Origin of the sequence: Burkholderia puraquae, assembly GCF_002099195.1 — a bacterium.
Lineage (GTDB): Bacteria > Pseudomonadota > Gammaproteobacteria > Burkholderiales > Burkholderiaceae > Burkholderia > Burkholderia puraquae.
On the sequence record NZ_NBYX01000013.1, the window covers coordinates 182463 to 209192 of the forward strand.

A 26730-nucleotide genomic window follows, 5' to 3' on the forward strand; every position below is an offset into this window, starting at 1 on the left:
CGGGGCGCGTGCCACGATATGCGTCCCGACGGAAACGAATCTGGAAAGGAACGACGATGGACAAGAGCATGAAAATCCTGGTGGTGGACGATTTCCCGACGATGCGCCGGATCGTCCGCAACCTGCTCAAGGAACTGGGCTACTCGAACGTCGACGAAGCAGAGGACGGTCTCGCCGGCCTCGCGCGGCTGCGCGGCGGCGGCTACGACTTCGTGATCTCGGACTGGAACATGCCGAACCTCGACGGCCTCGCGATGCTGAAGGAAATCCGCGCGGATGCGACGCTCACGCACCTGCCGGTGCTGATGGTCACGGCCGAGTCGAAGAAGGAGAACATCATCGCGGCGGCGCAGGCCGGCGCGAGCGGCTACGTCGTGAAACCGTTCACGGCCGCGACGCTCGACGAGAAGCTGAACAAGATCATCGACAAGATGGCGAAGGCCGGGAGCTGACGTGAACGAGCCGATCCATGCCGCGCTGACGGGCGCCGGGTTCAGCGCCGACGGCCACGCCGAAGGCGCCGATTACGCGAGCGACCGCATCCTCGCGCGCATCGGGCATGTCACGCGCACGCTGCGCGATTCGATGCGCGAGCTCGGGCTCGACAAGCATGTCGAGCGGGCGGCGGAAGCCGTGCCCGATGCGCGCGACCGGCTGCGCTACGTCGCGACGATGACCGAGCAGGCCGCCGTGCGCGTGCTGAATGCGATCGAGGTCGCGAAGCCGATACAGGCGCGCGTCCAGAACGAGGCCGAGGCGCTCGACGCGCGCTGGGCGCAGTGGTACGCGACGCCGATCGAGCACGCTGAAGTGCGCGAGCTGATGGACGACACGCGCACGTTCCTGCGCACGCTGCCCGAATCGACGTCGGCGACCAGCGCGCAACTGCTCGAGATCATGCTCGCGCAGGATTTCCAGGACCTGACCGGGCAGGTGATCAAGAAGATCATGGACATGGTCTACCTGATCGAGCAGCAGCTCCTCACCGTGCTCGTCGAGAACATCGCGCCCGAGCGGCGGGAGCAGTTCGCAGCCACCGCAGCCGCGCTCGCGGCCGAGCAGATCAGCCCGACCGGCAGCCCCGAGTCGCTGCTGAACGGCCCGCAGATCGCACCGGAAGGCAAATCCGACGTGGTCCAGGACCAGGGGCAGGTGGACGACCTGCTCGCCAGCCTGGGCTTCTGACCCAGCCGCATGCATCGGCGCGCCGTGTTTCGCGAGGGCGCCCGATGCACGCGTCATGCTGCGTCCGTACCGTTTCCCCCCACCTGCTGCACACGTACGGCCCACGGCGATCCTGCGTCAAATTGACACTTCGACACACTCAGCAGGCATACTACGCGTCAGCAGCAACGTAGCGTCATTCGTACGATTTCATATGTTGCCAGGTGGCGCGGGCCCGATGGATGGCCGCGCCGCCCGCAACGAAGCCAGTCCCTTGGGGGGGAACGTGAAGCTGAAACGCTTGGGCTGGGCTGTCGCGCACGCGACGGCTGCAATGGGTGTGCTGTGGAGCGTCTGCGCACACGCGGAACTGGGCGGCGCGCCGATGTCGCCGCCGGCGGACGATCAGGCCGCGACCGTGCGCGCGTTGCAGCGCGCGATGCGTTCGGCAGACGGCATGCAGACGAGCACGGCCGCCTACACCGTCCGCGAGATCACGCTCGGATCGGGCACCGTTATCCACGAATACACGTCGGCCGCCGGCAGCGTGTTCGGCCTGGCGTGGCAAGGGCCGACGATGCCGGATCTCGCGTCGCTGCTCGGCAGCTATTTCCCGCAGTACACCGCTGGCGTCCAGGCGGCGCACAAGGCGCGCGGCTGGCGCGCGCCCGTGTCCGTCGATACGAGCGGCCTCGTGATCCGGACAGGCGGCCACATGGGCGCCTTCTCGGGCCAGGCGTGGCTGCCGGCGGCGCTGCCTGCCGGCCTGGCCGGCACCGACATCCAGTGACAGCGGGAGAGCGATCTTGAGAATTCCTCGTACATTCAAGCGCTGGCTCGGCGTGCTGGGCCTTGCGGCGGCAACGGCCGTACTCGTGACGGCATGCGGCGGCGGCGACGGCGGTGGCGGCAGCAACTCGGGCAACAACGGCAACGGCAACGGCGGCTCGGACGGCAATTCCGGGAACAAGGCCGTCATCACGGTCAGCTCCGGCGTCGCGAACGTGATCAACATCCCGACCGTCAGCGTGAAGATCTGCGCGCCGGGCACGTCGAACTGCCAGGTGGTCAACAACGTGCTCGTCGATACCGCGTCCTACGGGCTGCGGCTCGTCGGCAGCGCGGTGTCGGGCGTGCTCGGCAGCCTCCCGCAGGTGACGAGCGGCGGCGCGCCGGTCGCCGAATGCGGCAAGTTCGTGTCGAGCTATACATGGGGTTCGGTGCGCACGGTCGACCTGTCGATCGGTTCCGAGCAGGCGAGCGCGCTGCCCGTGCAGATCATCGGCGACCTCGGCACGGCGAACGTGCCGAGTTCATGCACGAACGGCGGCGCGTCGGCCAACTCGGCGAGCGCGCTCGGCGCGAACGGGATCCTCGGTGTCGGGCCGGCGCCGGTCGATTGCGGTACGACCTGCGCGACGTCGACGTCGTCGAACAACAACTACTACGCCTGTCCGAACGGCGACAACGCGAATTGCGCGGTTGCGCTCGTGCCGGTGGCGCAGCAGGTGACCAACCCGGTGCATCGTTTCGCCGACAGCAGCGGCGTGAGCGTGACGATGCCGGGCATTTCGGACAACGGGCAGGCCAGCGCTACCGGGACGCTGACGTTCGGGTTGCCCGACATGACCGGGAAGACCGTGATGACGTCGACCACGACGGGCGACGTCAGCGCGACGTTCCAGGGGCGCAACGTGATGGCGTTCTTCGATACGGGCTCGAACGCGTATTTCTTCAACGATTCGACGACCACATCGACGGCCTGCTCGAAGAACACGCAGTTCTACTGCCCGGCATCGCCGCCGGCCAGCTACTCGGCGACGCTGACCGGCCAGAACGGCGTGGCCGCCACCGTGTCGATGTCCGTCGCGAACGCGGATGCGCTGTTCTCGAACCCGTCGACGTTCGCGTTCAACGACATCGCGGGCCCGTTCGGTTCGTCCAGCTGGCTCGACCTCGGCATGCCGCACTTCTACAACCGGACGATCTACTTCGGGATGGACAAGACCGCAAGCGGCGGCGCGCAGCCTTTCGTCGCGTTCTGACACGGCGCGGCAGTAGGCTGAAGCGAGGGGGCGAGCGATCGCCCCCTTTTTTATTCGACGGCCGCGCGTGGCACGACGGGTCGGACCGGCGCGCCGCCGCGCGCAGGCCCAGCGCCTACGATGTAATACCGGCACTCGTGCCGGCACGAGATCGAGGAGACAGCGCCATGAGCCCGCGCATCCAACGCATCACGCCGTTCCTGTGGTTCGACCGCGACGCCGAGGCGGCCGCCGGTTTCTACGTGTCGGTGTTCGACAACGCGCGCATCGTGCACGTCGCACGCTACGGCAAGGCTGGCGCGCACGCCTCCCGCAGCGCGGAGGGCGCGGTGATGACCGTCGCGTTCGAGCTCGACGGGCAGGCGTTCGTCGCGCTGAACGGCGGCCCCGTGTTCCAGATCACGCCGGCCGTGTCGTTCGTCGTCAACTGCCGCGACCAGGACGAAATCGACCGCTACTGGGCGCGCCTGTCCGAAGGCGGCGACGAGCGTGCGCAGCAGTGCGGCTGGCTGCGCGACCGGTTCGGCGTGTCGTGGCAGGTCGTGCCGGTGCAGTTGCCGGAACTGATGGCAGGCGACCCGGCCCGTGCGGATCGTGTGATGGCGCAGGTGATGACGATGAAAAAGCTCGACCTCGGCGCGCTGCAGCGGGCGGCGGCGGGCTAGGGGCCGCGCAAGCCCGTCAGCGGCGGGAACGGGCTAGGGGCCGCGCAAGCCCGTCAGCGGCCGGAACGGGCGCTAGACCGGTGGCCCGCCGTCGCGCATCAGGCGCGTATGGTCGAGGAAGCGGTGGCCGGGCCCGTACGTGGTGCTTTCGATCCGTACGGCGGCGGCCGGTGCGATCGGGCGCCCGGCGCCATCGACCGACACCGATTCGATCTCGACGACCGGCACGCACCAGGCCGCGCGGGCACGTTCCGCCGGTTCGCCGCGCGTGTCGACGCAGCGGAATATGAAGCTCGCGGGGAAATCCTGCGCGCGCAGGGTTTGCGTCGATCCGTTCCACGCATGGTGCACGGAGATCGTGCCGGGGTGCGGCGCGTCAGGCGCCTGCGCACCGGGCGGCAGGACCGGCGTGCCCGCGCAGCCGGCGGCCAGTGCGCAGGCAAGCAACAGCGACGGGACGAGCGGATGACGGAGCATGATCGGTTCGACCGGAATCGGAAATGGCGAAGGGTAACGCGCTTTGCGCGCCTGCGTAATGCCGGCCGGTTAATCGAATGCGACACACTCTCGCCGATTATCGATCGCACCCGATTTCATTCGGTTGTAATCAAATGCTGGATTATCCGGGGCTGTAGTTTCTGTCAGGAATTCAAGATTATCAAAGTGACGCGGCATGCAAGCCGATGGCGCCGCATTCCGCTGTTGCAGCCGTTCCCGCGCCGTGCTGGCGGGCGATGCGGCCAGGTTCGTGCACTACCCGGCATGTGAAAATAGATGGAGCCCGTCGAAATTCAAACATATAATGCCGGCGTTGTTTCCGGGGTCGTCAATATAAAACAGGAGGGTAATAAGATGAATTTTTCAGAAGCCGTTCGTTCCGCACTCAATAAATACGCGACATTCGAAGGCCGTGCGCGTCGTGCCGAATACTGGTATTTCGCGCTGTTGACCTGTGCGCTGTCGATCGCTGCGCAGATCATCGGCGCGGCGGGCCACGACTCGGGCCTGATCACGCTGCTGCTGCTCGTCGTGATCGGCCTGATTTCGCTCGCGCTGATCATTCCGAGCATCGCGGTCAGCGTGCGCCGGCTGCACGACACGGGCCGCTCGGGCTGGTTCCTGCTGCTCGCGCTGATTCCGATCGTCGGCGGCATCCTGCTGCTCGTGTGGATGTGCTCGCGCGGCACCGAAGGGCCGAATCGCTTCGGCGCGGATCCGATCCCGGCGGCCTGACCGGCACCCGCCCCGACGCGCGAAGCCGTCGCGTCGGGGCCTGATTTCGCGTCGCGCCCGCTGCGCCGTTTCACTGCTTCACCCTCTCCGCGCTTTTTTCCTCGCTTCACGCCGTCGCCGCTCCGTCCGGAGCCGACACCCGCCATCGCGCGCACCGGCAGGTTTTTCCGCCGCGCCGCACACCGTTCCGTCCCCCGTCCAGCCCCGTTCGCACCGGCTTGCCCGATTCCCCGAAATACCCCCCTTTCCCGGCTTTGCTCGACCGATCGGCGTTTGACGCGTCCATGAATAATCGGTGTCACTGGAAAGCGGCATTCCGCCGTACCCGACTGGAGGCCCCGTGGCAGACGAGAGCGATCTCGACAAGACCGAAGCCGCCACTCCCAGGCGCCGCGAGAAGGCGCGCGAGGAGGGGCAGGTCGCGCGTTCGCGCGAACTGGCTTCGTTCGCGCTGCTCGCGGCCGGGTTCTACGGCGCCTGGCTGCTCGCGGGCCCGTCGGGCGGACATCTGCAGGCGATGCTGCGCGGCGCGTTCACGTTCGATCGCGCGACCGCCTTCGACACGAACCGGATGCTGTCGGCGGCCGGCAGCGCGAGCCTCGAAGGCTTCGCCGCACTGCTGCCGATCCTCGCGCTCACCGGCATCGCCGCGCTGCTCGCGCCGATGGCGCTCGGCGGCTGGCTGATCTCGCAGAAGACGTTCGAGCTGAAGTTCGACCGGCTGAACCCGATCTCGGGCCTCGGCCGGATCTTCTCGATCCAGGGGCCGATCCAGCTCCTGATGTCGCTCGCGAAGACGCTGGTCGTCGGCGGAATCGGCGGCATCGCGATCTGGCGCAGCAAGGACGAGCTGCTTGGCCTCGCGACGCAGCCGCTCGGCGTGGCGCTGCCCGATGCGCTGCACCTGGTTGCCGTGTGCTGCGGCACGACGGTCGCCGGGATGCTGGTGGTCGCCGCGCTCGATGTGCCTTACCAAATCTGGCAGTACAACAAGAAGTTGCGCATGACGAAGGAAGAAGTGAAGCGCGAGCATCGCGAGAACGAAGGCGATCCGCACGTGAAGGGGCGGATCCGCCAGCAGCAGCGCGCGATCGCGCGCCGCCGGATGATGGCGGCCGTGCCGAAGGCCGACGTGGTCGTGACGAACCCGACGCACTTCGCCGTTGCGCTGCAATACACGGACGGCGAGATGCGCGCGCCGAAGGTCGTCGCGAAGGGCGTGAACCTCGTCGCCGCGCGCATCCGCGAACTCGCGGCCGAACACAACGTGCCGCTGCTCGAAGCGCCGCCGCTCGCGCGTGCGCTGTATCACAACGTCGAAATCGAACGCGAGATTCCCGGCTCGCTGTACTCGGCCGTCGCCGAAGTGCTCGCGTGGGTCTACCAGCTCAAGCGCTTCCGTTCGGAAGGCGGTGCGTTCCCGGCGGTGCCGGTCGACCTGGAGGTGCCGGCCGACCTCGACAAGGGCGCGTCGGTGTCCGCCGACGACGAGCGCGAGGAAGTCGAAGACACGCTCGGTAAGGGAGGCACGGCATGAGCACCCCGACCGGCCTGTTCGCGAAGCGCCCGAACATGCTCGCGGGCACCAACCTGCGTGCGCTCGCGGGCCCGATCCTCATCTGCATGATCTTGGGGATGATGATCCTGCCGCTGCCGCCGATGCTGCTGGATCTGCTGTTCACGTTCAACATCGCGCTGTCCGTGATGGTGCTGCTCGTCAGCATGTACACGATGAAGCCGCTCGACTTCGCGGCGTTCCCGAGCGTGCTGCTGTTCTCGACGCTGTTGCGCCTGTCGCTGAACGTCGCGTCGACGCGCGTCGTGCTGCTCGAAGGCCACACGGGCCCCGACGCGGCCGGCCAGGTGATCGAGGCGTTCGGCCACTTCCTCGTCGGCGGCAACTTCGCGGTCGGCATCGTCGTGTTCGTGATCCTGATGATCATCAACTTCATGGTGATCACGAAGGGCGCGGGGCGGATCGCCGAAGTGTCCGCGCGCTTCACGCTCGACGCGATGCCCGGCAAGCAGATGGCGATCGACGCCGATCTGAACGCGGGCCTCATCAACGAAGAGCAGGCGCGCAAGCGCCGCCTGGCCGTGTCGCAGGAGGCCGAGTTCTACGGGTCGATGGACGGCGCGTCGAAGTTCGTGCGCGGCGACGCGATCGCCGGCCTGATCATCATGGCGATCAACGTGATCGGCGGGCTGATCGTCGGGATGGTCCAGCACGACATGACGTTCGCCGCGGCCGGCACGAACTACACGCTGCTGACGATCGGCGACGGCCTCGTCGCGCAGATCCCGTCGCTCGTGATCTCGACCGCGGCCGGCGTGATCGTGTCGCGCGTGGCGACCGACGAGGACATCGGCACGCAGATCACCGGCCAGCTGTTCACGAACCCGCGCGTGCTGAACATCACCGGCGCGATCATCGTGCTGATGGGGCTGATCCCGGGGATGCCGCACTTCGCGTTCCTCGCGCTCGGCGGCGGCGCGATCTGGCTGGCCCGCACGCAGACCAAGCGCGCGGCGGCCCGCAAGGCGGCCGGCGACCTGACCGACATCGCACCGCCCGCCGTGCTGCCGTCCGACAGCCACGAGGCGACGTGGGACGACGTGCAGCTGATCGACCCGCTCGGCCTCGAAGTCGGCTACCGGCTGATTCCGCTCGTCGACAAGAACAGCGACGGCGAACTGCTCAAGCGCATCAAGAGCATCCGCAAGAAATTCGCGCAGGAAATCGGCTTCCTGCCGCCGGTGATCCATATCCGCGACAACCTCGAATTGCGGCCGAACGCATACCGGATCGCGCTGAAGGGCGTCGAGATCGGCGTCGGCGAGGTGTTCCCGGGCCAGTGGCTCGCGATCAACCCCGGCCAGGTGACGGCCGCGCTGCCGGGCGCCGTCACGCAGGATCCCGCGTTCGGGCTGCCGGCCGTGTGGATCGACGTCGCGATGCGCGAACAGGCGCAGGTGTACGGCTACACGGTGGTCGACGCGAGCACGGTGGTCGCGACGCACCTGAACCATCTGGTCGTCCAGCATGCGGCCGAGCTGCTCGGCCGCCAGGAAGTGCAGGCGCTCGTCGAGCGCACCGGCAAGGATGCGCCGTCGCTCGTCGAGGACCTCGTGCCGAAGACGATCTCGCTGACGACGCTGCAGAAGGTGCTGCAGAACCTGCTCGAGGAAGGCGTGCCGATCCGCGACATGCGCACGATCCTCGAGGCCGTGTCCGAACACGCAGGCCGCGGCGACGCGTTCGAGATCACGGCCGCGGTGCGGCTCTCGCTCGGTCGCGCGATCACGCAGCAGTGGTATCCGGGCGCGGGCGAGATGCAGGTGATGGGCCTCGACTCGAATCTCGAGCGCGTGCTGTCGCAGGCGCTCGCCACCGGCGCGAACCCGGGCCTCGAACCCGGCCTCGCGCACAACCTTCTGACCGGCACGCAACAGGCGATGCTGCGTCAACAGAATCTCGGGCTGCCGCCCGTGCTGCTCGTGCAGCACGCGCTGCGCGCGATGCTCGCGCGTTTCCTGCGCCGCAGCCTGCCGCAATTGAAAGTGCTGTCGTATGCCGAAGTGCCGGACACACGCACGATCAAAGTCGTTAACGTCATCGGGGGTTCCGCTTGAACATTCGCAAATTTACCGGCGCAACGAGCCGCGACGCACTTCGTCTCGTGCGCGAGGCACTTGGCGCCGACGCGGTCGTGCTGTCGAACCGCACGCTCGATGACGGCAGCGTGGAAATCGTTGCACTCGCCGATTCGGACCTGGCCGCCGTGGCGCCGCCGGCTGCCGCGCGGCCGCGCATCGCCGCATCGCGCGCGCCGGAATCCGTGCCGGCGGCCGCGGTGCCGGGCATCGTGTCGCGCCCGGGCGCGGCGCTGGCCCGCCCGGCCGCCAATCCGTATGCGGCAGGCGAAGGCGGGCTGCCGGACGTGTTCTCGTCGGTGTTCGGCGCAAGTGCTGACGCAGACGACACGCCGGCGCAATCCTCTGCGATCGATGCGGACGCGCCGGACGGCGTACCGCAGGCCGTGGCAGCGCAGCCTTCCGCCGCCGCCGCCGGTGCGCCGGCCGCCGCCTCCGAACCCGCACCGTGGCTGGTCGAGCACGCGAAGCGCCTGACGCAGCAGCGCGATGCGCTGATGGCGCGTGCGCAGGCAACGCGCGCCGCGCCGCAGGCGAGCGCGCCTGCCCCGCAGGCCGGCGCGAGCGCGACGCCGCCCGACTGGGCGCGCGACATCGTGCGCGATGCCGAACGCCGGATGCCGGCCGCCGCCACCCGCGCGCCGGACACGAGCGCCATGCATGCCGCGAAGGCGGCCGAGCGCACGCGCCTGTCCGCCGACGCCGCCGCCGCAGTGGCCGACGCGGTGAAGTCGCGCATTGAGCGGATCGTCAACGATACGGTGATGCAGGAACTCGGCGAGCTGCGCGGGATGATGGAAGAGCAGTTCGACAGCCTGATGTGGCACGACCGCCAGCGTCGCAGCGCCGTGCACGGCGCGCTGACGAAGCACCTGTTCGCGGCCGGTTTCTCCGCGCAGCTCGTGCGGATGCTGGTCGACAACCTGCCGTCCGGCGACGGCGCGCAGACTTTCGAGCAGGCCGCCGAATGGGCGCAGTCGGTGCTCGCGGCGAACCTGCCGGTGCTCGACAGCGAGGACGCGCTGATGGAGCGCGGCGGCGTGTTCGCGCTGATGGGGCCGACGGGCGTCGGCAAGACGACCACCACCGCGAAGCTGGCCGCACGCTGCGTGATGCGCTTCGGCGCGAGCAAGGTCGCGCTGCTGACCACCGACAGCTACCGGATCGGCGGCCACGAGCAGCTGCGCATCTTCGGCAAGATCCTCGGCGTGCCCGTGCACGCGGTGAAGGACGCGGGCGATCTCGCGCTGGCGCTGTCCGAGCTGCGCAACAAGCACATCGTGCTGATCGACACGATCGGCATGAGCCAGCGCGACCGCGCGGTATCCGACCAGATCGCGATGCTGCACGGCGCGAACGCGCCGGTGCAGCGCCTGCTGCTGCTCAACGCGACGAGCCATGGCGACACGCTCAACGAAGTCGTGCAGGCGTACCGCAGCGCGGGCGAGCATCCGGATCTTGCCGGCTGCATCCTCACGAAGCTCGACGAGGCGACCCACCTCGGCGGCGTGCTCGACACGGTGATCCGCTACAAGCTGCCGATCCATTACGTGTCGACCGGCCAGAAGGTGCCGGAGAACCTGTACGTCGCCTCGACCAAATTCCTGCTGAAGAGCGCGTTCTGTGTACCGCGCGACGGCTCGCCCTTCGTGCCGCAAGACGAGGACATGCCGACGCTGCTCTCCGCACTGACCGCACGTTCCACCGCCGAGCTGCACGAGGTGCGATTTGGATAAACGAATCATCGACCAGGCCGAAGGGCTGCGGCGCCTGCTGGCCGGGCGCGCGTCGCGCATCGTCGCGGTGACGGGCGGGCCGGCGGGTGTCGGCTGCACGTCCACCGTCGTGAACCTGGCGGCGGCGCTCGCGTCGCTCGGCAAGGATGTGCTCGTCGTCGACGAGCGCGCCGACGTGCATTCGGCCAGCGCGACGCTTGCGGGCGCGTGGCTGCGCGACGGCGAACGCACGCGGGTTGCGGCCGGCTTCGGCCTGTGCGGCGCCGCGCGGCTCGCGCGCACCGGCTACACCGACGCGCAACTGAGCGATTTCATCGACGGGCCGGCCGATATCGTCCTCGTCGACGCGCAGCTCGGCGCCGACGGTTCGTTCTCGGCGCTCGCACGCGAAGCGCACGACGTGCTGGTCGTCACGCGGGTCGCCGCACAGGCGATCACCGAGGCGTACGCGTGCATGAAGCGGCTGCATTTCGCGCATGCGCTCGCGCAGTTCCGCGTGCTGACCAATCACGTCGGCAGCCACGCGGACGCGAAGGTCGCGTTCGACAACCTCGCGGGCGTCGCGAGCCGCTACCTGACGGTGTCGATTGCCGACGCGGGCTGCGTGAGCGCCGATCCGCTCGTCGAGCATGCGCGCGAGCTGATGCGTGCCGCGGTCGACGCGTTCCCGTCGTCGGCTGCCGCACGCGACTACCGGCAGATTGCCGCCGACCTGCTGTACTGGCCGATGCGCCCGCGTTCGGGTGCGGGCCGCGCCGTGCACGCGGGCGGCAAGCCGTCGTATGAGGCGGGCGCGGCACACGCCGCGTGAGCGCCATCGGAAGGAGAGAGCCATGATGTACAACGCTCAAGGAAAGATGTCCCAGGCCGACGTGCTCGCGCAATATGCGCCGCTCGTGCGACGCCTCGGGCTGCAGCTCGTCGCGAAGATGCCGGCGAGCGTCGACCTCGACGACCTGATCCAGGCCGGCATGATCGGCCTGATGGACGCGGCCGGCCGCTACAAGGAAGACCAGGGCGCGCAGTTCGAGACCTACGCGACGCAGCGCATCCGCGGCGCGATGCTCGACGAGCTGCGCAGCAATGACTGGCTGCCGCGCAGCCTGCGCAAGACGTCGCGCGAGGTCGAGCACGCGGTGCACCAGGTCGAGCAGCATCTCGGCCGCTCGGCGAGCGAGACCGAGATCGCGCAGCACCTGAACATGCCGCTCGACGAATATCAGGGGATGCTGCAGGACCTGCACGGCAGCCAGCTGATCTACTACGAGGATTTCGATCGCGCGGCCGACGACGAGCCGTTCCTCGACCGCTACCGCGTCGATCACGCCGATCCGCTGTCGTCGCTGCTCGACGAGCACCTGCGCGAAGCGCTCGTCGAGGCAATCGAGCGGCTGCCGGAGCGCGAGAAGCTGCTGATGTCGCTGTATTACGAACGGGGTCTGAATCTGCGCGAGATCGGCGCGGTGCTCGAAGTGAGCGAATCGCGCGTGTGCCAGCTGCACAGCCAGGCCGTCGCACGGCTGCGCGCGCGGCTGCGCGAACAGGCGTGGGTCGGCGCGGAATCCTGACCCTTTCCTGACGGCCGCGCGCGTCGACGCCGCGCGCGGGTGCCGTGCGTGCGCAGTGTGTGCGCCGTGCTTGCGCATTTCGCGCGCCGATTTGCTACAATCCCCTCCGTTTTCCGAGGAGCGTTGCGACGGACCATTCTGCGTCCGCCAGGCTCGGAAGGCTTCACCAAGCAGCCGTGCGGCAAAACCGCACCGGCCCCGCTTCCTGAACGGCGCTCACGTCACCAATCTAGAAACTTTTTAGAAAGGAGGGCGTGATGAACGCCATTATCGATTCCAAAGCTTCCCACGATTACGTCGTCGCCGACATGGCGCTGGCCGGCTGGGGCCGCAAGGAACTGAACATCGCCGAGACCGAAATGCCGGGCCTCGTGCAGATCCGCGACGAATACAAGGCGCAGCAGCCGCTGAAGGGCGCGCGCATTGCCGGTTCGCTGCACATGACGATCCAGACGGGCGTGCTGATCGAGACGCTGAAGGCGCTCGGCGCGGACGTCCGCTGGGCGTCGTGCAACATCTTCTCGACGCAGGACCACGCGGCCGCCGCGATCGTCGAAGCCGGCACGCCGGTATTTGCGTTCAAGGGCGAATCGCTCGACGAATACTGGGAGTTCTCGCACCGCATCTTCGAATGGCCGAACGGCGAATTCGCGAACATGATCCTGGACGACGGCGGCGACGCAACGCTGCTGCTGATCCTCGGCGCGAAGGCCGAGAAGGACCGTTCGGTGATCGCGAAGCCGACCAACGAGGAAGAAGTCGCGCTGTACAAGTCGATCGCGAAGCACCTCGACGCGGACCCGACCTGGTACTCGACGCGCCTCGCGCACATCAAGGGCGTGACCGAAGAAACCACGACCGGCGTGCACCGCCTGTACCAGATGGAAAAGGACGGCCGCCTGCCGTTCCCGGCGTTCAACGTGAACGATTCGGTCACGAAGTCGAAATTCGACAACCTGTACGGCTGCCGTGAATCGCTGGTCGACGGCATCAAGCGCGCGACCGACGTGATGATCGCGGGCAAGGTTGCGGTCGTCGCGGGCTACGGCGACGTGGGCAAGGGCTGCGCGCAATCGCTGCGCGGCCTCGGTGCGACCGTGTGGGTCACCGAAATCGACCCGATCTGCGCGCTGCAGGCAGCGATGGAAGGTTACCGCGTCGTGACGATGGAATACGCGGCCGACAAGGCCGACATCTTCGTGACGGCGACCGGCAACTACCACGTGATCAACCACGATCACATGAAGGCCATGCGCCACAACGCGATCGTCTGCAACATCGGTCACTTCGACTCGGAAATCGACGTCGCGTCGACCCGCCAGTACCAGTGGGAAAACATCAAGCCGCAGGTCGACCACATCATCTTCCCGGACGGCAAGCGCGTGATCCTGCTGGCGGAAGGCCGCCTCGTGAACCTCGGCTGCGCGACCGGCCACCCGTCGTTCGTGATGTCGAACTCGTTCGCGAACCAGACGCTCGCGCAGATCGAGCTGTTCGTGCGCGGCGCCGAGTACGAGAACAAGGTGTACGTGCTGCCGAAGCACCTCGATGAAAAGGTCGCGCGCCTGCACCTCGCGCGCATCGGCGCGAACCTGTCCGTGCTGTCGGACGAGCAGGCTTCGTACATCGGCGTGCAGAAGGACGGCCCGTTCAAGCCCAACCACTACCGCTACTGATCCGAAGCGCCGCCGCCGCGGTGCCGTGCGCGCGTCGACGACGCGCACACGGTACTGCGGCCCGGCGCCGGATCGCCGGCCTTCGCGGCGCGCCCTCGGGCACCCGCGGCGGCCGGCGGCGGCCATTGATCGTACCGATCGACAACCGAACCGGAGCACTCCATGAGCGTCATCCTCACCTGGGTCATCAACGCGCTCGCGCTGCTGATCATCACGTACCTCGTGCCGTCGATCCACATCAAGAGCTTCGGCACGGCGCTGATCATCGCGGTCGTGCTCGGCCTGATCAACACGGTGATCCGCCCGGTGCTGATCCTGCTGACGCTGCCCGTCACGATCGTCACGCTCGGGGTGTTCATCCTCGTCGTGAACGCGTTGTGCTTCTGGTTCGCATCGTCGCTGCTGAAGGGCTTCGAGGTGTCGGGCTTCTGGTCCGCGTTCTTCGGTTCGATCCTGTACAGCATCGTGTCGTGGCTGCTGTCCGCACTGATCTTCGGTCAGCGCGACATCGGCTGAGGCCTGGCCTGTTCTCACCGAATCATGAAACCGATCGAACTCTCGTTTGAATTCTTCCCGCCGAAGACGGCGGAAGGCGTCGAGAAGCTGCGCGCCACGCGTGCGCAGCTGATGCCGCTGAAGCCGAAATTCGTCTCCGTGACGTTCGGCGCCGGCGGCTCGACGCAGCAGGGCACGCTCGATACCGTGCTCGACATGCAGAAGGACGGCCTCGAGGCCGCGCCTCACCTGTCGTGCATCGGCTCGTCGCGCGACAGCCTGCGCGCGATCCTCGACCAGTACCGCTCGTACGGCATCCGGCACATCGTCGCGCTGCGCGGCGACCTGCCGTCCGGGATGGGCGCGGTCGGCGAGCTGCGCTACGCGTCCGAGCTCGTCAGCTTCATCCGCGCCGAGCATGGCGACTGGTTCCACATCGAGGTCGCCGGCTATCCGGAGTACCACCCGCAATCGCGCTCGCCGAAGGCCGATCTCGAGAATTTCGCGCGCAAGGTGAAAGCCGGCGCGAATTCCGCGATCACGCAGTACTTCTTCAACGCCGACGCGTATTTCCGCTTCGTCGACGATGCGCGCAAGCTGGGCGTGGACGTGCCGATCGTGCCGGGCATCATGCCGATCACGAATTTCTCGCAGCTGATGCGCTTCTCCGAGATGTGCGGCGCCGAAGTGCCGCGCTGGGTGGCGCGCCGGCTCGAGAGCTTCGGCGACGATCGCGAGTCGATCCGCGCGTTCGGCGCGGACGTCGTCACGAGCCTGTGCCAGCGTCTGGTCGACGCGGGCGTGCCGGGTCTGCACTTCTACACGCTGAACACGGCGGCCGCGACGCGGACGATCTGTGAACGGCTCGTCATGTAAGCGCGGTCACGCGATTGCATGCGTAAAAGCCCTGCCGGTTCTTGCCGGCGGGGCTTTTTTTCGACGCCTGCGGAGCGGGGCCGCTTGCGTCAGCGCTGCGCCTGCATCAGCGGCGGGCGGCGGTCGAACCACGGCCGCGCCTGTTCGAGCTGCCGTGCGAGCCTGAGCAGCAGACCGTCGTCGGTGTGGCGCGCGACGAACTGCACGCCGATCGGCAGCCCGCGCGCGTTCCAGTAGAGCGGCACCGACATCGCCGGCTGGCCGGTCAGGTTGAACAGCTCGGTGCAGCCGGCCCACGTGAACGCCTTTTCCGACGATCTCGCGAGCATTTCCTTCAGCAGCGGCTTCACCGGCAGTGCGGCGAGCACCTTCATCTGCGCCGATTCGAACGGCGTCGGCTGCAATTCGCCGATCTTCACCGGCGGCCCCGCGAGCGATGCGCACAGGATCGCGTCGTAGCGCGACACGAGGCCGGCCACCTGCACGGTGAGCTGGCGCTGCCATTCGAGCACGTCCGGCAGGCGCGTGCGCGCGAGGCGACGGCCGACCACGGCCATCGCCCAGCTCGCGGCTTCGAATTCGCCGCGCTTCGGCGTGCGGCCGGTCAGCGCGCGCGCACCGAGCACCATCTCCTCGGCGATCGTCGCCCATAGCGTCAGGAAGGTCTCGGCCACGCGCGCGTAGTCGACGTGCAGCGTCGCCGGCTCGACATGGTGGCCGAGCGATTCGAGCAGCGCGGCGGCGTCGTCGAGCGCTGCGCGCGTGTCGTCGGCGAGCGCCGGCGCGAGCATCGGGTCGAGCACGAGGCCGATCCGCAGCGGGCCGGGCGGTGTGTCGAGCTCGCCGAGGAACGTGCCGGGCGCGCCGGCCGGCAAGGTCTGGCCGGTCGTCACGTCGAGCAGCAGCGCGCTGTCGCGCACGCTGCGCGTGACCGCATGCTGGACGACCAGGTCGCCGTTCGACGGCAGGTCGACGAGTACCGGGTTGCGGCTCGGCTTCAGGCCGAACAGCCCGCAGCACGACGCCGGAATGCGGATCGAGCCGCCGCCGTCGGACGCATGCGCGAGCGGCACGATGCCGGCCGCGACGGCCGCCGCCGCGCCGCCGCTCGAGCCGCCGGGCGTATGGTCGAGATTCCACGGGTTGCGGCACGCGCCGAACAGCTCGGGTTCCGTGTATGGCATCTGGCCGATTTCCGACGTGTTGGTCTTGCCGAACACGTTGAGGCCGGCCGCGCGGCTTCGCGCGATCACCGGCGAATCGTCGGCGGGCACGAAATAACGGTAGTGCCGGCTGCCCATCGACAGCGGCAGCCCGGCGACCGCCGCGCCGAGATCCTTGACGAGATACGGAACGCCGGCGAACGGCGCGTCGGCGCTGCCGCCGGGTGTGGCAGCCGCACGCTCGCGGGCGGCTTCGTAGTCCTGCAGCACGATCGCGTTGATCGCGCCGTTGACCGCTTCGGCCTGGCCGATCGCGGCGTCGAGCAGTTCGCGCGGGCTCGCCTTGCGTTCGCGTACCAGTGCGGCGAGGCCGATCGCGTCATGCGCGAGATAGTCCGAGTGCATCGCAGTCACCCCCGTTGTGACGCGTGGCGATGGTGGGAGCATAACGCGGGCCCGGTGCGACGGGCCCGCGGCCGGCCGTATTTAGAGGTGCTCGGCGAGGAAGGTCAGCGTGCGGCCGTGCGCAAGCGCCGACGCGCGCTGGTTGTACGACGCGCGGTCCGTGCAGTTGAAGCCGTGCTCGGCGCCCGGGTACACGTGGAACGACGCATGGCCGTGGCCGGCGAATGCGGCCTTCACCTGGTCGACAGCCGTGAGCGGGATGCCGTGGTCGTTTTCCGCGTAGTGGAACAGGATCGGCTTCGTGACCTTGCCGGCGAGGTCGAGCGCGTTCTGGATGCCACCGCCGTAGTAGGCCACTGCCGCGTCGATCTTGCCGGTCGCGGCCGCGCGGTACGCAAGCTGGCCGCCGAAGCAGTAGCCGATCGCGGCGATCTTGCCGGCCACTTCGGGGCGCGCGCGCAGTGCATCGGCTGCCGCGCCGATGTCCGCGACCGCGAGACCCACGTCGGTCTTTTTCATCAGCTCGATGCCCTTGTCGCGATCCGCGCCTTCGTAGGTCAGCTCGACGCGCGGCTGCGTGCGCCAGAACACATCCGGTGCGAGCGCGACGAAGCCGTCGGACGCGTACTGGTCGGCGACCGCGCGGATGTGCGAGTTCACGCCGAAGATCTCCTGGATGATGATGACGGCAGGGCCTTTGCCGCCCTTGGGCAGCGCGAGATAGCCGCCGAAGCTGTCGTTACCGGTCGGGATGTCGATCCATTGGGCAGTCATGTTCTGAACTCCTGGCGAACGGGGTGCGCGATGCGCGCCCCGGGGTGGAAGAGGGCGGCCTAGTGTGCCATCGATCGTGTGGCGCTGCAGCGCACACGCCCGCTTCTCGCGCAGCGATCGTTTCGATCTCGATTATTCATTTTTCGGCGCTGTGCCGCTTCGATAGAGTCGACGTGCCGGCCTTTACAAAGCGCTTTCGCGCATCGTCATCGAAGGATTCGCCATGTCTGCCCGTCTGTTTTCCACGCCCTTTTCCGAACGCTTCGGCCTGCGCCTGCCGCTCGTGCAGGCGCCGATGGTCGGCGCGACCACGACCGCGATGGTCGCCGCCGCATCGAATGCCGGCGCGCTCGGCAGTCTCGGCGCCGCCGCGTTCGCACCCGAGCGCCTCGCGGCGGAAGTCGAAGCCATCCGTGCGGCGACCGATCGCCCATTCGCGATCAACCTGTTCGTGCTGCCGGACGCCACACCCGACGCGGCGACCATCACCCGCGCGCTGGCCGCGATCGACCCGCTGAACGCCACACTCGGGTTGCCGCCGGGCACTGCGCCCGCGCGCTATGCCCCCGACTTCCGAGCGCAACTCGATGCGCTGGTGGCGTTGCGGGTGCCCGTTGCGAGTTTCACGTTCGGCGTGCTCGATGCGGCCGACGTCGCCCGCCTGAAGGCCGCCGGCACCTACGTGATCGGCACGGCGACGCACGTGGCCGAGGGGCTCGCCTGGCAGGCGGCCGGCGCCGACGCGCTGTCCGCGCAGGGCGCCGAGGCGGGCGGCCATCGCGGCACGTTCATCGGTTCCGCCGACGACGCGCTGATCGGCACGCTCGCGCTCGTGCCGCAACTGGTCGATGCGACGGGCCTGCCCGTGCTTGCCGCAGGCGGCATCATGGACGGCCGCGGGATCGCGGCCGCGCTGGCGCTCGGCGCGCAGGGCGCGCAGCTGGGCACCGCGTTCCTCACCTGCACGGAAAGCGCGATCGCGGCGGACTGGAAGGCGCGCCTGCTTGCGAGCACCGATACGTCGACGCAGGTCACGCGCGCGATCACTGGCCGCCACGCGCGCGGGCTGCGCAACACGTTGATGGCCCGGCTCGGCGAGCGCGTGGCCGACGCCGCGCCGTATCCGGTGCAGAACGCGCTGACGCAGCCGCTGCGCCAGGCCGCCGCGCGCGCGAACAATGGCGACTACCTGTCGCTGTGGGCCGGGCAGGGCGCGCCGCTCGCGCGGCGGCGCGGCGATGCGCTGACGACGTCGCAGCTCGTTGCGGCGCTCGATGCCGAATGGCGTGCGGCGGCTGCCTGAACGGTGCTTGTCGAACGACGAAACGCGCGTTGTCACGCGCGTTTCATTCAACGATCGCGGGCACAAAATACCGAATCGAAATGCCCCGGGAATGTTTTGAAACGACCTTTCATCAAGTCGTCAGGAATTAGCGGAAACCCTTATCCGGCGGGGCTTGCAGCGATATTCGAGTAGTCATTCCAAAGTGCGCATATCGGTAGTGTTACCACTACCCCAAAAAAGTCCCACAAATTAATTTGATCACCTACACTTGCGCGCAAGTACGGACGGGGCAGCTGCTAAAAGCGGCGGTTTTCACGTGCTTGAGGCCAAGTGCATGAACGATGCAACCGGCGAATCGTCCAGTGATTGCAAACACAGGGATGGCAGCGGGGCACCGGGCGATGGCGTTTATTGGGACCGAAACTGGAGACTTACATGAATATCAAGATGCAAAAGCTGTTGCCGATCACCGCGGCCGCGATGCTGTGCGCTGCAGCTGCAGGCAACGCAGCGGCCGATCAAGTCGTCAAGATCGGCCACGTCGCGCCCTTGACGGGCGGCATTGCACACCTGGGCAAGGACAACGAAAACGGTGCGCGTCTCGCAGTCGAGGAGATCAACGCCAAGGGTCTCACGGTCGGCGGCCAGAAAATCACGCTGCAACTCGATCCGCAGGATGACGCGGCCGACCCGCGGCAGGCCACGCAGGTTGCGCAGAAGCTCGTCGACGACAAGGTCGTCGCGGTGGTCGGCCACCTGAACTCGGGCACGTCGATCCCGGCCTCGAAGATCTACAGCGATGCGGGCATCGTGCAGATCTCGCCGTCGGCGACCAACCCGGCCTACACGCAGCAGGGCTTCAAGACCACGTACCGCGTGGTGGCCACCGATGCGCAGCAGGGTCCGGCGCTCGCGAACTACGCGCACTCGAAGGGCATCAAGAGCGTGGCGGTGGTCGACGATTCGACCGCGTACGGCCAGGGTCTCGCGAATGAGTTCGAGAAGAAAGCCAAGGCGCTCGGCCTGAAGGTGATGTCGCATGACGCGACGAACGACAAGGCGGTCGACTTCCGCGCGATTCTGACCAAGATCAAGGGTGAGAATCCGGACGCGATCATGTACGGCGGCATGGACGCGACCGGCGGCCCGTTCGCGAAACAGGCGAAGCAGCTCGGCCTGCGCGCGAAGATCCTCGCGGGCGACGGCGTGTGCACGGAAAAGCTGGCCGACCTGGCCGGCGACGCGACCGACAACGTGGTGTGCTCGGAAGCCGGTGCTTCGCTCGAGAAGATGGCGGGCGGCGCAGCGTTCAAGGCGAAGTACGAGAAGCGCTTCGGCCAGCCGATCCAGATCTACGCACCGTTCACGTATGACGCCGTGTACATCATCGCCGATGCGATGAAGCGCGCGAACTCGACGGATCCGGCGAAGATCCTCGCCGCGATGCCGACGACGAACTACTCGGGCGTGATCGGCACGACGACCTTCGACTCGAAGGGCGACCTGCAGCACGGCGTGATCTCGCTGTACAACTACAAGAACGGCAAGAAGTCGCTGCTCGACGAAGTGAAGATGTAACGCATCAAGCGGTCAACAGAAGGGGTGGAAGCGCGCATGCGGCAACGCATGCGCGCTTTCTTTTTGGGCGAACGCCTGCCGCGCCGTCAGATCTTCAGCCGTGCGAGCACCTTCGGCGCGACGGCCGCGACGAGCGCCGCGCACAGCGCGACGACGGACAGGCCGATCGTCAGGTTCGCGGCCTGCGCGACCGCGCCGATCGCGACCGGCCCGAACAGCATGCCGAAATATGCGAGCCCGGCCACATGCGCGAGCCCTTCGGCCGCATGGATGCCTTTCACGCGCGCGGCGGCCGCGAACAGCACCGGCATCATGTTCGCGAGGCCGAGGCCCATCAGCGTGAAACCGGTCAGCACCGCGGCCGGATACGGCAGCAGCAGCGCGCCGATCATGCCCGCGCAGGCAAGCGACGCGCTTGCGAACACGAGCTGCGGCGCGCCGAAGCGGGCGCGCACGGCGTCGCCCGCGAAGCGCGCGATGGCCATCCCGCCCGAGAACGCGGCATAGGCGGCGCTCGCGAGCGCGGGGCTCGCCGCGACGACGTCGCGCATGTAGACCGTCGCCCAGTCGTACATCGCGCCTTCGGCGATCAGCGCGACGAGCGCGATGCCGCCGAGCATCCACAGGGCGGGCGAGCGCCAGCGGTTGCCGCCGCCGTGCGCGTGTTCGTGGTGCGGCACGTGCGGCAGCACGGATGGGCTCGCGACCACGAGCACCGTCGCGCTCGTCGCCGCCGCGAGCGCGAGATGCACGGCCGGCGCCATGCCGGCCGACAGCAGCGCGCCACCGGCGGCCGCGCCTGCCATCCCGCCGACACTGAACATGCCGTGCAGCGACGACATGATCGGCTTGCCGAGCGCGATCTCGACCGCGCTGGCCTCGGCGTTCATCGCGACGTCGAGCGTCGCCATCGAGAAGCCGAACAGCGCGAGCACGGCGAGCAGCACGGGAAAGTCGGGCACGACGAGGATCAGCGCCGCGCAGGCCGACATCACGAGCCCGCCCGCGAGGCACGCGGTGCGCGAGCCGACGCGTGCGATCCAGCGCGCGATGGTCAGCATCGCGGCGATCGAGCCGACGGCGACCGCGAACAGCGCGATCGACAGCAGCCCGGGGCTCAGCGCGAACTTGTCGCGCACGGTCGGCACGTGCACGCCCCACGACGCGAACATCATGCCGGCGACGAAGAACAGCGCCATCGACGCCACGCGCGCCCGCTGGCGGGCCGGCAGCGACAGCACGCGATGCGCGTCGGGCGGCGCGGCGAACGGGGACGACGATTCGGGGGAGGAGGATTCGGACACGGAAAGGCTCATCAAAGGAAATGCGCGGACGCACGCGGCGCCCGTCGGATCCGTCCGATTCTATCGAACCGCTTACGATCGTGCCGGGCGATGGCCGTTCGGCCGATGGTCCGGCGATTACCCGGTGCCCCGCGTTCGGCCGCATCGACGGCATAGGCCGTTCGGCCGATGCGCGGCGCAACGCGCCCGCGGGTAACATCGAAGCGCATGGCGTGCCCGGCGCGCCGCCCTTCGACCGCAGGAGTCCTCTTGAACATCGATCCCGCTTTCGCCCTGCATCTGCTGCACCGCTGCGCGCTCGGCACGCTCGCCACCCATGCGCGCGATCCGCAGGGCTTCCCGTATCCGACGGTCGTCCCGTTTGCACCCGATGCAAGCCATCGTCCCGTGATCCTCGTGAGCGGCCTCGCGGAGCACACGCGCAATCTCGCCGCCGATCCGCGCGCGGGCTTCCTCGTCGTCGACGCGCCCGACGGCGACGTGCTGAACGCGGAACGCGCGACGCTGCTCGGCCGGTTCGTACCGCTCGGCGCCGATCCGCACGTCACCGCGCGCTACCGGCGCTACGAGCCGGACGCCGCGCGCTATCTCGCGCTCGGCGATTTCACGTTCTGGGCGCTCGACGTCGAGCGGCTGCGCTATATCGGCGGTTTCGGGCGCATGGGCTGGGTCGACGGCGCGCTTCTCGATGCGCTGCCGCCGCTCGCGTTCGACGAGGAACAGGCGTTGTGGGACGCGTACGAAGCCGGCGATGCGCGCCGCGACGGGCTCGAACTGCTCGGCGTCGATCGGCACGGCGCCGACTGGCGACATGACGGCCGCCGCGTGCGCACGCCGTTCGATACGCCATTGGCCGATGCGGGCGCGCTGCGCGAGCGGCTGATTGCGTGTGCGCGGGATGTGACGTGACGTCGCGGATGCCGGCTTGTCCGCAGTTTGTCCGTTTAGCGATCCGCGCCATCCGATTTTCGTAAAACTGTCGTCCGATGAAAGCTTTGATTTTTCTGAATGCAGGGTAATTGCGTATGTTGATAGACCTAATAGGCAATGGCTAATGTCCTAATCTCTGTACAAGAAGGTAAAAAATTGAGAAAAGGCCGTGACCGGTCAAAGTGACACGAGTGAATTTCAATTGATCTCGGGATTTTCATGAATCTCGCTTCTATCAAATCTTTTTTGTGCTAATCTCTGCCTTCGAAAATCCGAGGCACATATATTTCATGAATGGTGAGCTGGCTACAGACCGGCGCCATTAGTCAGATCGAAAGGGAAACTATGTCTTCTTACAAGGACCTGCTGGCCCAGCGGGAGAAGCTGGAGAAGCAAATCGAAGAAGCGAAGTCGCGTGAATACGCTGAAGTGCTGAATGACGTGAAGCAGAAAATTGCCGACTACGGCTTTTCGCTCGCCGAACTCGGTCTCAGCCGCGCGAAGGCAGGCAAGGTTGGCCGTCCGCGCGCAGGCGTTGCCGCAAAATACCGCGATCCGGAAACGGGCGCGACGTGGTCGGGCCGCGGCAAGCCGCCGCGCTGGATCGCAGGCAAGAACCGCGAGCAGTTTGCGATTTAAGCGTTCGTTTAAGTTGCCTGCCGTTCAAAAGAGCCGCGTGTCCGTTAAGGAGCGCGGCTTTTTTGTATTCGGCGCTCACCACGCACACTGTCCTGTCATGGAAATGTAATAATCCGGTGTGAATGGAAATGCGACCTGTTCGCATAAGCGGTTGATTTAAATAAGAAATTTGTGGGTATTGGCGGGATTCGCTCGGCGCCCTTGATAGAATTGGGCATCGCACATCGATATCTCATATTTCATGTCCACGTTTTCCGGCGACGCGCAGAGCGCAGATAAACACGCGGTTGCGCGCAAGAGCACATTCGTCAGTATTGTGCTGAATGTCGTGCTTGCGACATTTCAGATCGTCGTCGGCACGATTGCGCATTCGCAGGCATTGATTGCCGACGGGGTGCATTCGATTTCCGATTTGATCTCGGATTTTGTCGTGCTGGTTGCGAATCGGCATAGCGGCGCATCGCCGGATGCCGACCACAATTACGGACACAGCCGCTACGAGACCGTCGCATCGCTGTTTCTCGGCGCGATCCTGATTGCGGTCGGCGTCGGCATGCTCTGGCGGGCCGGCGACCGTCTCGTTAATCTCGAAAACATTCCGGCGGTACATTTTTCCGCGCTGGTCGTCGCGCTGACGGTGCTCGTGTCGAAAGAGGCGCTGTTTCGCTACATGCTGCGCGAAGCGCGGCGCGTCCGCTCGGCGATGCTCGTCGCGAACGCATGGCATGCCCGTTCGGATGCCGCATCGTCGCTCGTCGTCGCGATCGGCATCGTCGGCAGCCTGGCCGGCGTGCGGCTGCTCGACCCGATCGCGGCGGCGATCGTCGGCTTCATGGTCGCGCGCATGGGCTGGACGTTCGGCTATGACGCGCTGCAGGACCTCTCCGACCGCGCGCTCGATACGACCGATACGGCCGAGATCCGCGCGCTGCTTGCGGAGACGCCCGGCGTGCGCGACGTGCACGACCTGCGCACGCGCAAGATGGGCGATGCCGCGCTCGTCGACGCGCACATCCTCGTCGACCCGAAGATCTCCGTCTCCGAAGGGCACTACATCGCCGAGACCGCGCGTGCGCGCGTGCTGACCGACCCGCGCGTGCTCGACGCGCTGATCCACGTCGACCCCGAGAACGACGCGGCGCGCCGTCCGGCGCTCGCGCTGCCGCCACGCGGCGAGATCGCGGCACGGCTCGAGGCCGCGCTCGCGCAGCGCGGGCTGCAAGCGGCGGCCATCAACCTGCATTACCTGAGTACGGGGCTCGAGATCGACGTGACGCTTGCCTGCGATCCGCACGACACCGATGCGGCGCTGGTCGGCCGGCTCGACGCCGACGCGCTGAAGCGCGAGTTCGGCGCACGCCGGATCGGCTTCACGCGCACGATGCCTGCGCAGGCGTGACCCGCCGCCGCTCGCCGCGCCGTCAGGCCGTCCGCGCGTGCCTGCGCGCTACAGCGGCAGTTGCGTGTCGAACTTGATCTCGCGCAGCACGACGCTCGTGCGCACCTGCGACACAGCGGGGATCTTGAAGATGCGTTCGTGCAGGAACACGTCGTAGGCCTTGATGTCCGGCGCGACGATCTTGAGGATGTAATCGGCTTCGCCGGTCGTGCTGTAGCACTCGGTGACTTCCGGACAGGTCGCGATCTCGCGCTCGAACTGTTCGACGCCGCCTTCGTTGTGGCGGGTCAGGTGCACGTGCGCGAGCGCGCAGACGTGCAGCCCGAGCTTCTCGCGATCGAGCAGCGCCGTGTAGCGCTGGATCACGCCGGACTGTTCCATGTCCTTGATGCGGCGCCAGCACGGCGTGCTCGACAGGCCGACCTGGTCGGAGATTTCCTGTACCGAACGGCGCGCGTCGAGCTGCAACAGGCGAAGGATTTTTTGCGAAAAGGAATCGAGCGTCACCTGCGCCTCCATGTGGCAGCAACAACACGCTGAATGTTAGAGGGCCGGGAAAGGAAAGGCAATCTGGCGTCGCGTTATTGAGCGAGATTCGCTAATTTGCTCGCGGATCTGTGGGGTTTTGTCCCGCCCCTGCGTTTTCCGACCGATCGGTGTCCGACACCGCGAGGCCCGCGAGCGCAGCCTGCTGGCGGCGCAGGTCGGCGAGCATGTTGCAGAACAGGGCGCCTTGCTCGATCGCGTCGTCGAGCGCGACGTGCGTGTGCGGATGGTCGTCGAACCAATGCTTCGGAAAACGCGGCTTGATTGCCTTGCGGTACGGCAGGCCCGTCATCGCGAACGCGAGCGTCTTGATGTCGAGCGCCGACCACGAGAACGGGCAGCGCCCCGCAAAGCGCATCATGTACCAGAACATGAACGTGAAGTCGAAGCCGGCCGGCATCGCGACGAACACCGGCTTGCCGGGCAGCGCCTCGACCCAGTCGACGTACGCAATCAGTGCCGCCTCGGGCGCCTGCAGGTCGCGCCGGCACGCGGCCCATGCTTCGGGCTCGGTCTTCCACCACGCTTCCTGCACCGGGTGCGCCTGCGCGCCCGGCAGCGTTTCGAGGTTGGCCGAGAACGTCGCGATCAGCTGCTTGTCCTCGGTATAGGCGGCCGACGCAAAGCTCAGCATCGAGTGCGGGCCGGGAATCGGGCCGTCGGCCTCGACATCGGTGCTGACGTAGATTTCCGGGATGGCGGTCTGGTTCATCCGAATACCTTGTCGGACACAAAGGGGTTCGTGCGGCGCTCGTCGCCGAACGTCGATACGGGGCCGTGGCCCGGCACGAACGTCACGTCGTCGCCAAGCGGCCACAGCTTCTCCTTGATCGACCGGACGAGATCCTCGTGATTGCCGCGCGGGAAGTCGGTACGGCCGATCGAGCCCGCGAACAGCACGTCGCCGACGATCGCGACGCGATGCGCGCGGCTGAAGAACACGACGTGGCCGGGCGTGTGGCCCGGGCAGTGATACACCTCGAGCGTCTCGTCGCCGAACTGCACGGTGTCGCCGTCGTTCAGCCAGCGGTCCGGCTCGAAGGTTTCGGCGGCCGGAAAGCCGAAGCGTTCGCTCTGCATCGGCAGCTTCTCGATCCAGAAGCGTTCTTCTTCCTGCGGCCCCTCGATCGGCACGCCGTAGTGCGTCGCGAGCGTCTTCGCGCCCGCACAGTGATCGATGTGCCCGTGCGTGAGCAGCACCTTCTCGACCTGCACGTTCTGCCGCGCGACTTCCTGTTCGATCCGGTCGAGATCGCCGCCCGGATCGACGACGGCGGCGCGGCCCGTCTTCTCGCAGACGAGCAGCGAGCAGTTCTGCTGGAACGGCGTGACCGGGATGAGCGTGACTTTCATGGAGGCACCGGCGGCTAAAAGGAGCGATTGTACCGGTCGCGCGGGCCGCTTGCCGGTCGCGCGACGCACGCCGCCGCGCACAGCTGCGGGCATTCCCGGAGCATGCCGATTGTTACGGCCATAGTGAGAATCAATGGTCCGCAGGGGCGCCTTTTCGAGATGGCGTTTTGATTTATGTATAATGCGCCCCATTGCGCGTGAATTTCACGCAATTCGCTGGTGTTTCGGCCCCGTTGAAAAGG

The 26730-nt window shown here is 67.3% G+C and carries 26 protein-coding genes and 1 riboswitch; of the genes, 19 read left to right on the plus strand and 7 right to left on the minus strand.

Annotated features, from left to right (window positions below; translation table 11 throughout):
- The first annotated feature begins 56 nt into the window (after window positions 1–56).
- The 5 genes from cheY to B7G54_RS24145 all read left to right on the plus strand — a co-directional run bounded on the left by cheY (window position 57) and on the right by B7G54_RS24145 (window position 3874).
- The gene (gene cheY / locus B7G54_RS24125; RefSeq protein ID WP_006485893.1) at window positions 57–452 is read left to right on the plus strand and encodes a chemotaxis response regulator CheY; all 396 of its coding nucleotides are present in this window, start codon (window positions 57–59) and stop codon (window positions 450–452) included.
- Between the two features lies 1 nt (window position 453).
- Window positions 454–1185: a protein phosphatase CheZ gene (gene cheZ / locus B7G54_RS24130; RefSeq protein WP_085041349.1), complete on the plus strand. Its 732-nt coding sequence runs from the start codon at window positions 454–456 to the stop codon at window positions 1183–1185.
- Window positions 1186–1450: 265 nt separating this feature from the next.
- On the plus strand, window positions 1451–1954 hold the full coding sequence (locus B7G54_RS24135) for a DUF2844 domain-containing protein (RefSeq protein ID WP_085041402.1): 504 nt from the start codon (window positions 1451–1453) through the stop codon (window positions 1952–1954).
- A gap of 16 nt (window positions 1955–1970) precedes the next feature.
- Window positions 1971–3209 (plus strand): DUF3443 family protein, encoded by a 1239-nt coding sequence (locus B7G54_RS24140; protein WP_085041350.1) that lies wholly within the window; start codon window positions 1971–1973, stop codon window positions 3207–3209.
- A gap of 167 nt (window positions 3210–3376) precedes the next feature.
- Entirely contained in the window at window positions 3377–3874 is a 498-nt protein-coding gene (locus tag B7G54_RS24145) for a VOC family protein (protein WP_085041351.1), read from the plus strand.
- Between the two features lie 72 nt (window positions 3875–3946).
- On the opposite strand, the gene B7G54_RS24150 is transcribed toward B7G54_RS24145, so the two are convergent.
- Complete coding sequence (locus B7G54_RS24150) at window positions 3947–4351, minus strand: hypothetical protein (protein ID WP_085041352.1); 405 nt, start codon at window positions 4349–4351, stop codon at window positions 3947–3949.
- A gap of 375 nt (window positions 4352–4726) precedes the next feature.
- On the opposite strand from B7G54_RS24150, the gene B7G54_RS24155 reads away from it, so the two are divergent.
- The 9 genes from B7G54_RS24155 (at window position 4727) to metF (ending at window position 15112) form a co-directional block, all read left to right on the plus strand.
- Entirely contained in the window at window positions 4727–5107 is a 381-nt protein-coding gene (locus B7G54_RS24155; RefSeq protein WP_085041353.1) for a DUF805 domain-containing protein, read from the plus strand.
- Window positions 5108–5447: 340 nt separating this feature from the next.
- On the plus strand, window positions 5448–6644 hold the full coding sequence (flhB, locus tag B7G54_RS24160) for a flagellar biosynthesis protein FlhB (RefSeq protein ID WP_085041354.1): 1197 nt from the start codon (window positions 5448–5450) through the stop codon (window positions 6642–6644).
- Window positions 6641–8740, plus strand: a complete 2100-nt coding sequence (flhA, locus tag B7G54_RS24165; protein WP_085041355.1) for a flagellar biosynthesis protein FlhA — start codon at window positions 6641–6643, stop codon at window positions 8738–8740. The genes flhB and flhA overlap by 4 nt, the downstream gene beginning before the upstream one ends.
- Entirely contained in the window at window positions 8737–10497 is a 1761-nt protein-coding gene (gene flhF, locus B7G54_RS24170; protein WP_085041356.1) for a flagellar biosynthesis GTPase FlhF, read from the plus strand. Before flhA ends, flhF begins: the two co-directional genes overlap by 4 nt.
- A complete protein-coding gene (locus B7G54_RS24175; protein ID WP_085041357.1) occupies window positions 10490–11308 on the plus strand; it encodes a nucleotide-binding protein in 819 nt (272 codons plus the stop codon). Before flhF ends, B7G54_RS24175 begins: the two co-directional genes overlap by 8 nt.
- A gap of 22 nt (window positions 11309–11330) precedes the next feature.
- Window positions 11331–12065, plus strand: a complete 735-nt coding sequence (locus tag B7G54_RS24180; RefSeq protein WP_085041358.1) for an RNA polymerase sigma factor FliA — start codon at window positions 11331–11333, stop codon at window positions 12063–12065.
- A gap of 109 nt (window positions 12066–12174) precedes the next feature.
- Window positions 12175–12290, plus strand: a riboswitch (S-adenosyl-L-homocysteine riboswitch).
- 32 nt (window positions 12291–12322) lie between these two features.
- Complete coding sequence (gene ahcY / locus B7G54_RS24185; protein WP_085041359.1) at window positions 12323–13741, plus strand: adenosylhomocysteinase; 1419 nt, start codon at window positions 12323–12325, stop codon at window positions 13739–13741.
- A gap of 162 nt (window positions 13742–13903) precedes the next feature.
- The gene (locus B7G54_RS24190; RefSeq protein WP_006477367.1) at window positions 13904–14257 is read left to right on the plus strand and encodes a phage holin family protein; all 354 of its coding nucleotides are present in this window, start codon (window positions 13904–13906) and stop codon (window positions 14255–14257) included.
- Between the two features lie 24 nt (window positions 14258–14281).
- Complete coding sequence (metF, locus tag B7G54_RS24195; RefSeq protein ID WP_085041360.1) at window positions 14282–15112, plus strand: methylenetetrahydrofolate reductase [NAD(P)H]; 831 nt, start codon at window positions 14282–14284, stop codon at window positions 15110–15112.
- Window positions 15113–15201: 89 nt separating this feature from the next.
- Here the strand turns inward: metF and B7G54_RS24200 are convergent, their stop codons facing one another.
- Window positions 15202–16680, minus strand: coding sequence for an amidase (locus B7G54_RS24200; protein ID WP_085041361.1), 1479 nt, complete (start codon window positions 16678–16680; stop codon window positions 15202–15204).
- Window positions 16681–16761: 81 nt separating this feature from the next.
- Window positions 16762–17454: a dienelactone hydrolase family protein gene (locus tag B7G54_RS24205; protein ID WP_085041362.1), complete on the minus strand. Its 693-nt coding sequence runs from the start codon at window positions 17452–17454 to the stop codon at window positions 16762–16764.
- A gap of 223 nt (window positions 17455–17677) precedes the next feature.
- Here B7G54_RS24205 and B7G54_RS24210 point away from each other — a divergent pair, with 223 nt between their 5' ends.
- Both B7G54_RS24210 and B7G54_RS24215 read left to right on the plus strand, forming a co-directional pair.
- Window positions 17678–18757, plus strand: coding sequence for an NAD(P)H-dependent flavin oxidoreductase (locus tag B7G54_RS24210; RefSeq protein WP_085041363.1), 1080 nt, complete (start codon window positions 17678–17680; stop codon window positions 18755–18757).
- 417 nt (window positions 18758–19174) lie between these two features.
- Complete coding sequence (locus B7G54_RS24215; protein ID WP_085041364.1) at window positions 19175–20317, plus strand: branched-chain amino acid ABC transporter substrate-binding protein; 1143 nt, start codon at window positions 19175–19177, stop codon at window positions 20315–20317.
- Between the two features lie 86 nt (window positions 20318–20403).
- Here B7G54_RS24215 and B7G54_RS24220 read toward each other — a convergent pair whose 3' ends face one another.
- Window positions 20404–21633 (minus strand): MFS transporter, encoded by a 1230-nt coding sequence (locus B7G54_RS24220; RefSeq protein ID WP_279628084.1) that lies wholly within the window; start codon window positions 21631–21633, stop codon window positions 20404–20406.
- Between the two features lie 237 nt (window positions 21634–21870).
- Here B7G54_RS24220 and B7G54_RS24225 point away from each other — a divergent pair, with 237 nt between their 5' ends.
- From B7G54_RS24225 to B7G54_RS24235, 3 genes are all read left to right on the plus strand, one after another.
- The gene (locus B7G54_RS24225; RefSeq protein WP_085041365.1) at window positions 21871–22530 is read left to right on the plus strand and encodes a HugZ family pyridoxamine 5'-phosphate oxidase; all 660 of its coding nucleotides are present in this window, start codon (window positions 21871–21873) and stop codon (window positions 22528–22530) included.
- Window positions 22531–22896: 366 nt separating this feature from the next.
- Window positions 22897–23190: an H-NS histone family protein gene (locus B7G54_RS24230; protein ID WP_006491875.1), complete on the plus strand. Its 294-nt coding sequence runs from the start codon at window positions 22897–22899 to the stop codon at window positions 23188–23190.
- 241 nt (window positions 23191–23431) lie between these two features.
- A complete protein-coding gene (locus B7G54_RS24235; RefSeq protein WP_085041366.1) occupies window positions 23432–24589 on the plus strand; it encodes a cation diffusion facilitator family transporter in 1158 nt (385 codons plus the stop codon).
- Window positions 24590–24637: 48 nt separating this feature from the next.
- Here the strand turns inward: B7G54_RS24235 and B7G54_RS24240 are convergent, their stop codons facing one another.
- The 3 genes from B7G54_RS24240 to B7G54_RS24250 form a co-directional block, all read right to left on the minus strand.
- Window positions 24638–25108 carry an Lrp/AsnC family transcriptional regulator gene (locus tag B7G54_RS24240; RefSeq protein ID WP_006477376.1) on the minus strand — a complete coding sequence of 157 codons (471 nt, stop codon included), beginning with the start codon at window positions 25106–25108 and terminating at the stop codon, window positions 24638–24640.
- 79 nt (window positions 25109–25187) lie between these two features.
- Window positions 25188–25847 carry a 3'-5' exonuclease family protein gene (locus B7G54_RS24245; RefSeq protein ID WP_085041367.1) on the minus strand — a complete coding sequence of 220 codons (660 nt, stop codon included), beginning with the start codon at window positions 25845–25847 and terminating at the stop codon, window positions 25188–25190.
- Window positions 25844–26488, minus strand: a complete 645-nt coding sequence (locus B7G54_RS24250) for an MBL fold metallo-hydrolase (RefSeq protein WP_085041368.1) — start codon at window positions 26486–26488, stop codon at window positions 25844–25846. The genes B7G54_RS24245 and B7G54_RS24250 overlap by 4 nt, the downstream gene beginning before the upstream one ends.
- Window positions 26489–26730 lie beyond the last annotated feature (242 nt).

Excerpts from the sequence above, each read along its gene's own strand:
- B7G54_RS24250 (WP_085041368.1), bottom strand. The coding sequence starts at position 26,488 with ATGAAAGTCACGCTCATCCCGGTCACGCCGTTCCAGCAGAACTGCTCG.
- B7G54_RS24210 (WP_085041363.1), top strand. The coding sequence starts at position 17,678 with ATGTCTGCCCGTCTGTTTTCCACGCCCTTTTCCGAACGCTTCGGCCTG.
- ahcY (WP_085041359.1), top strand. The coding sequence starts at position 12,323 with ATGAACGCCATTATCGATTCCAAAGCTTCCCACGATTACGTCGTCGCC.
- B7G54_RS24235 (WP_085041366.1), top strand. The coding sequence starts at position 23,432 with ATGTCCACGTTTTCCGGCGACGCGCAGAGCGCAGATAAACACGCGGTT.
- B7G54_RS24200 (WP_085041361.1), bottom strand. The coding sequence starts at position 16,680 with ATGCACTCGGACTATCTCGCGCATGACGCGATCGGCCTCGCCGCACTG.
- B7G54_RS24220 (WP_279628084.1), bottom strand. The coding sequence starts at position 21,633 with ATGAGCCTTTCCGTGTCCGAATCCTCCTCCCCCGAATCGTCGTCCCCG.
- B7G54_RS24245 (WP_085041367.1), bottom strand. The coding sequence starts at position 25,847 with ATGAACCAGACCGCCATCCCGGAAATCTACGTCAGCACCGATGTCGAG.
- B7G54_RS24205 (WP_085041362.1), bottom strand. The coding sequence starts at position 17,454 with ATGACTGCCCAATGGATCGACATCCCGACCGGTAACGACAGCTTCGGC.
- metF (WP_085041360.1), top strand. The coding sequence starts at position 14,282 with ATGAAACCGATCGAACTCTCGTTTGAATTCTTCCCGCCGAAGACGGCG.
- B7G54_RS24155 (WP_085041353.1), top strand. The coding sequence starts at position 4,727 with ATGAATTTTTCAGAAGCCGTTCGTTCCGCACTCAATAAATACGCGACA.
- B7G54_RS24215 (WP_085041364.1), top strand. The coding sequence starts at position 19,175 with ATGAATATCAAGATGCAAAAGCTGTTGCCGATCACCGCGGCCGCGATG.
- B7G54_RS24240 (WP_006477376.1), bottom strand. The coding sequence starts at position 25,108 with ATGGAGGCGCAGGTGACGCTCGATTCCTTTTCGCAAAAAATCCTTCGC.
- B7G54_RS24190 (WP_006477367.1), top strand. The coding sequence starts at position 13,904 with ATGAGCGTCATCCTCACCTGGGTCATCAACGCGCTCGCGCTGCTGATC.
- B7G54_RS24230 (WP_006491875.1), top strand. The coding sequence starts at position 22,897 with ATGTCTTCTTACAAGGACCTGCTGGCCCAGCGGGAGAAGCTGGAGAAG.
- cheY (WP_006485893.1), top strand. The coding sequence starts at position 57 with ATGGACAAGAGCATGAAAATCCTGGTGGTGGACGATTTCCCGACGATG.
- B7G54_RS24180 (WP_085041358.1), top strand. The coding sequence starts at position 11,331 with ATGATGTACAACGCTCAAGGAAAGATGTCCCAGGCCGACGTGCTCGCG.
- B7G54_RS24145 (WP_085041351.1), top strand. The coding sequence starts at position 3,377 with ATGAGCCCGCGCATCCAACGCATCACGCCGTTCCTGTGGTTCGACCGC.
- B7G54_RS24150 (WP_085041352.1), bottom strand. The coding sequence starts at position 4,351 with ATGCTCCGTCATCCGCTCGTCCCGTCGCTGTTGCTTGCCTGCGCACTG.
- flhA (WP_085041355.1), top strand. The coding sequence starts at position 6,641 with ATGAGCACCCCGACCGGCCTGTTCGCGAAGCGCCCGAACATGCTCGCG.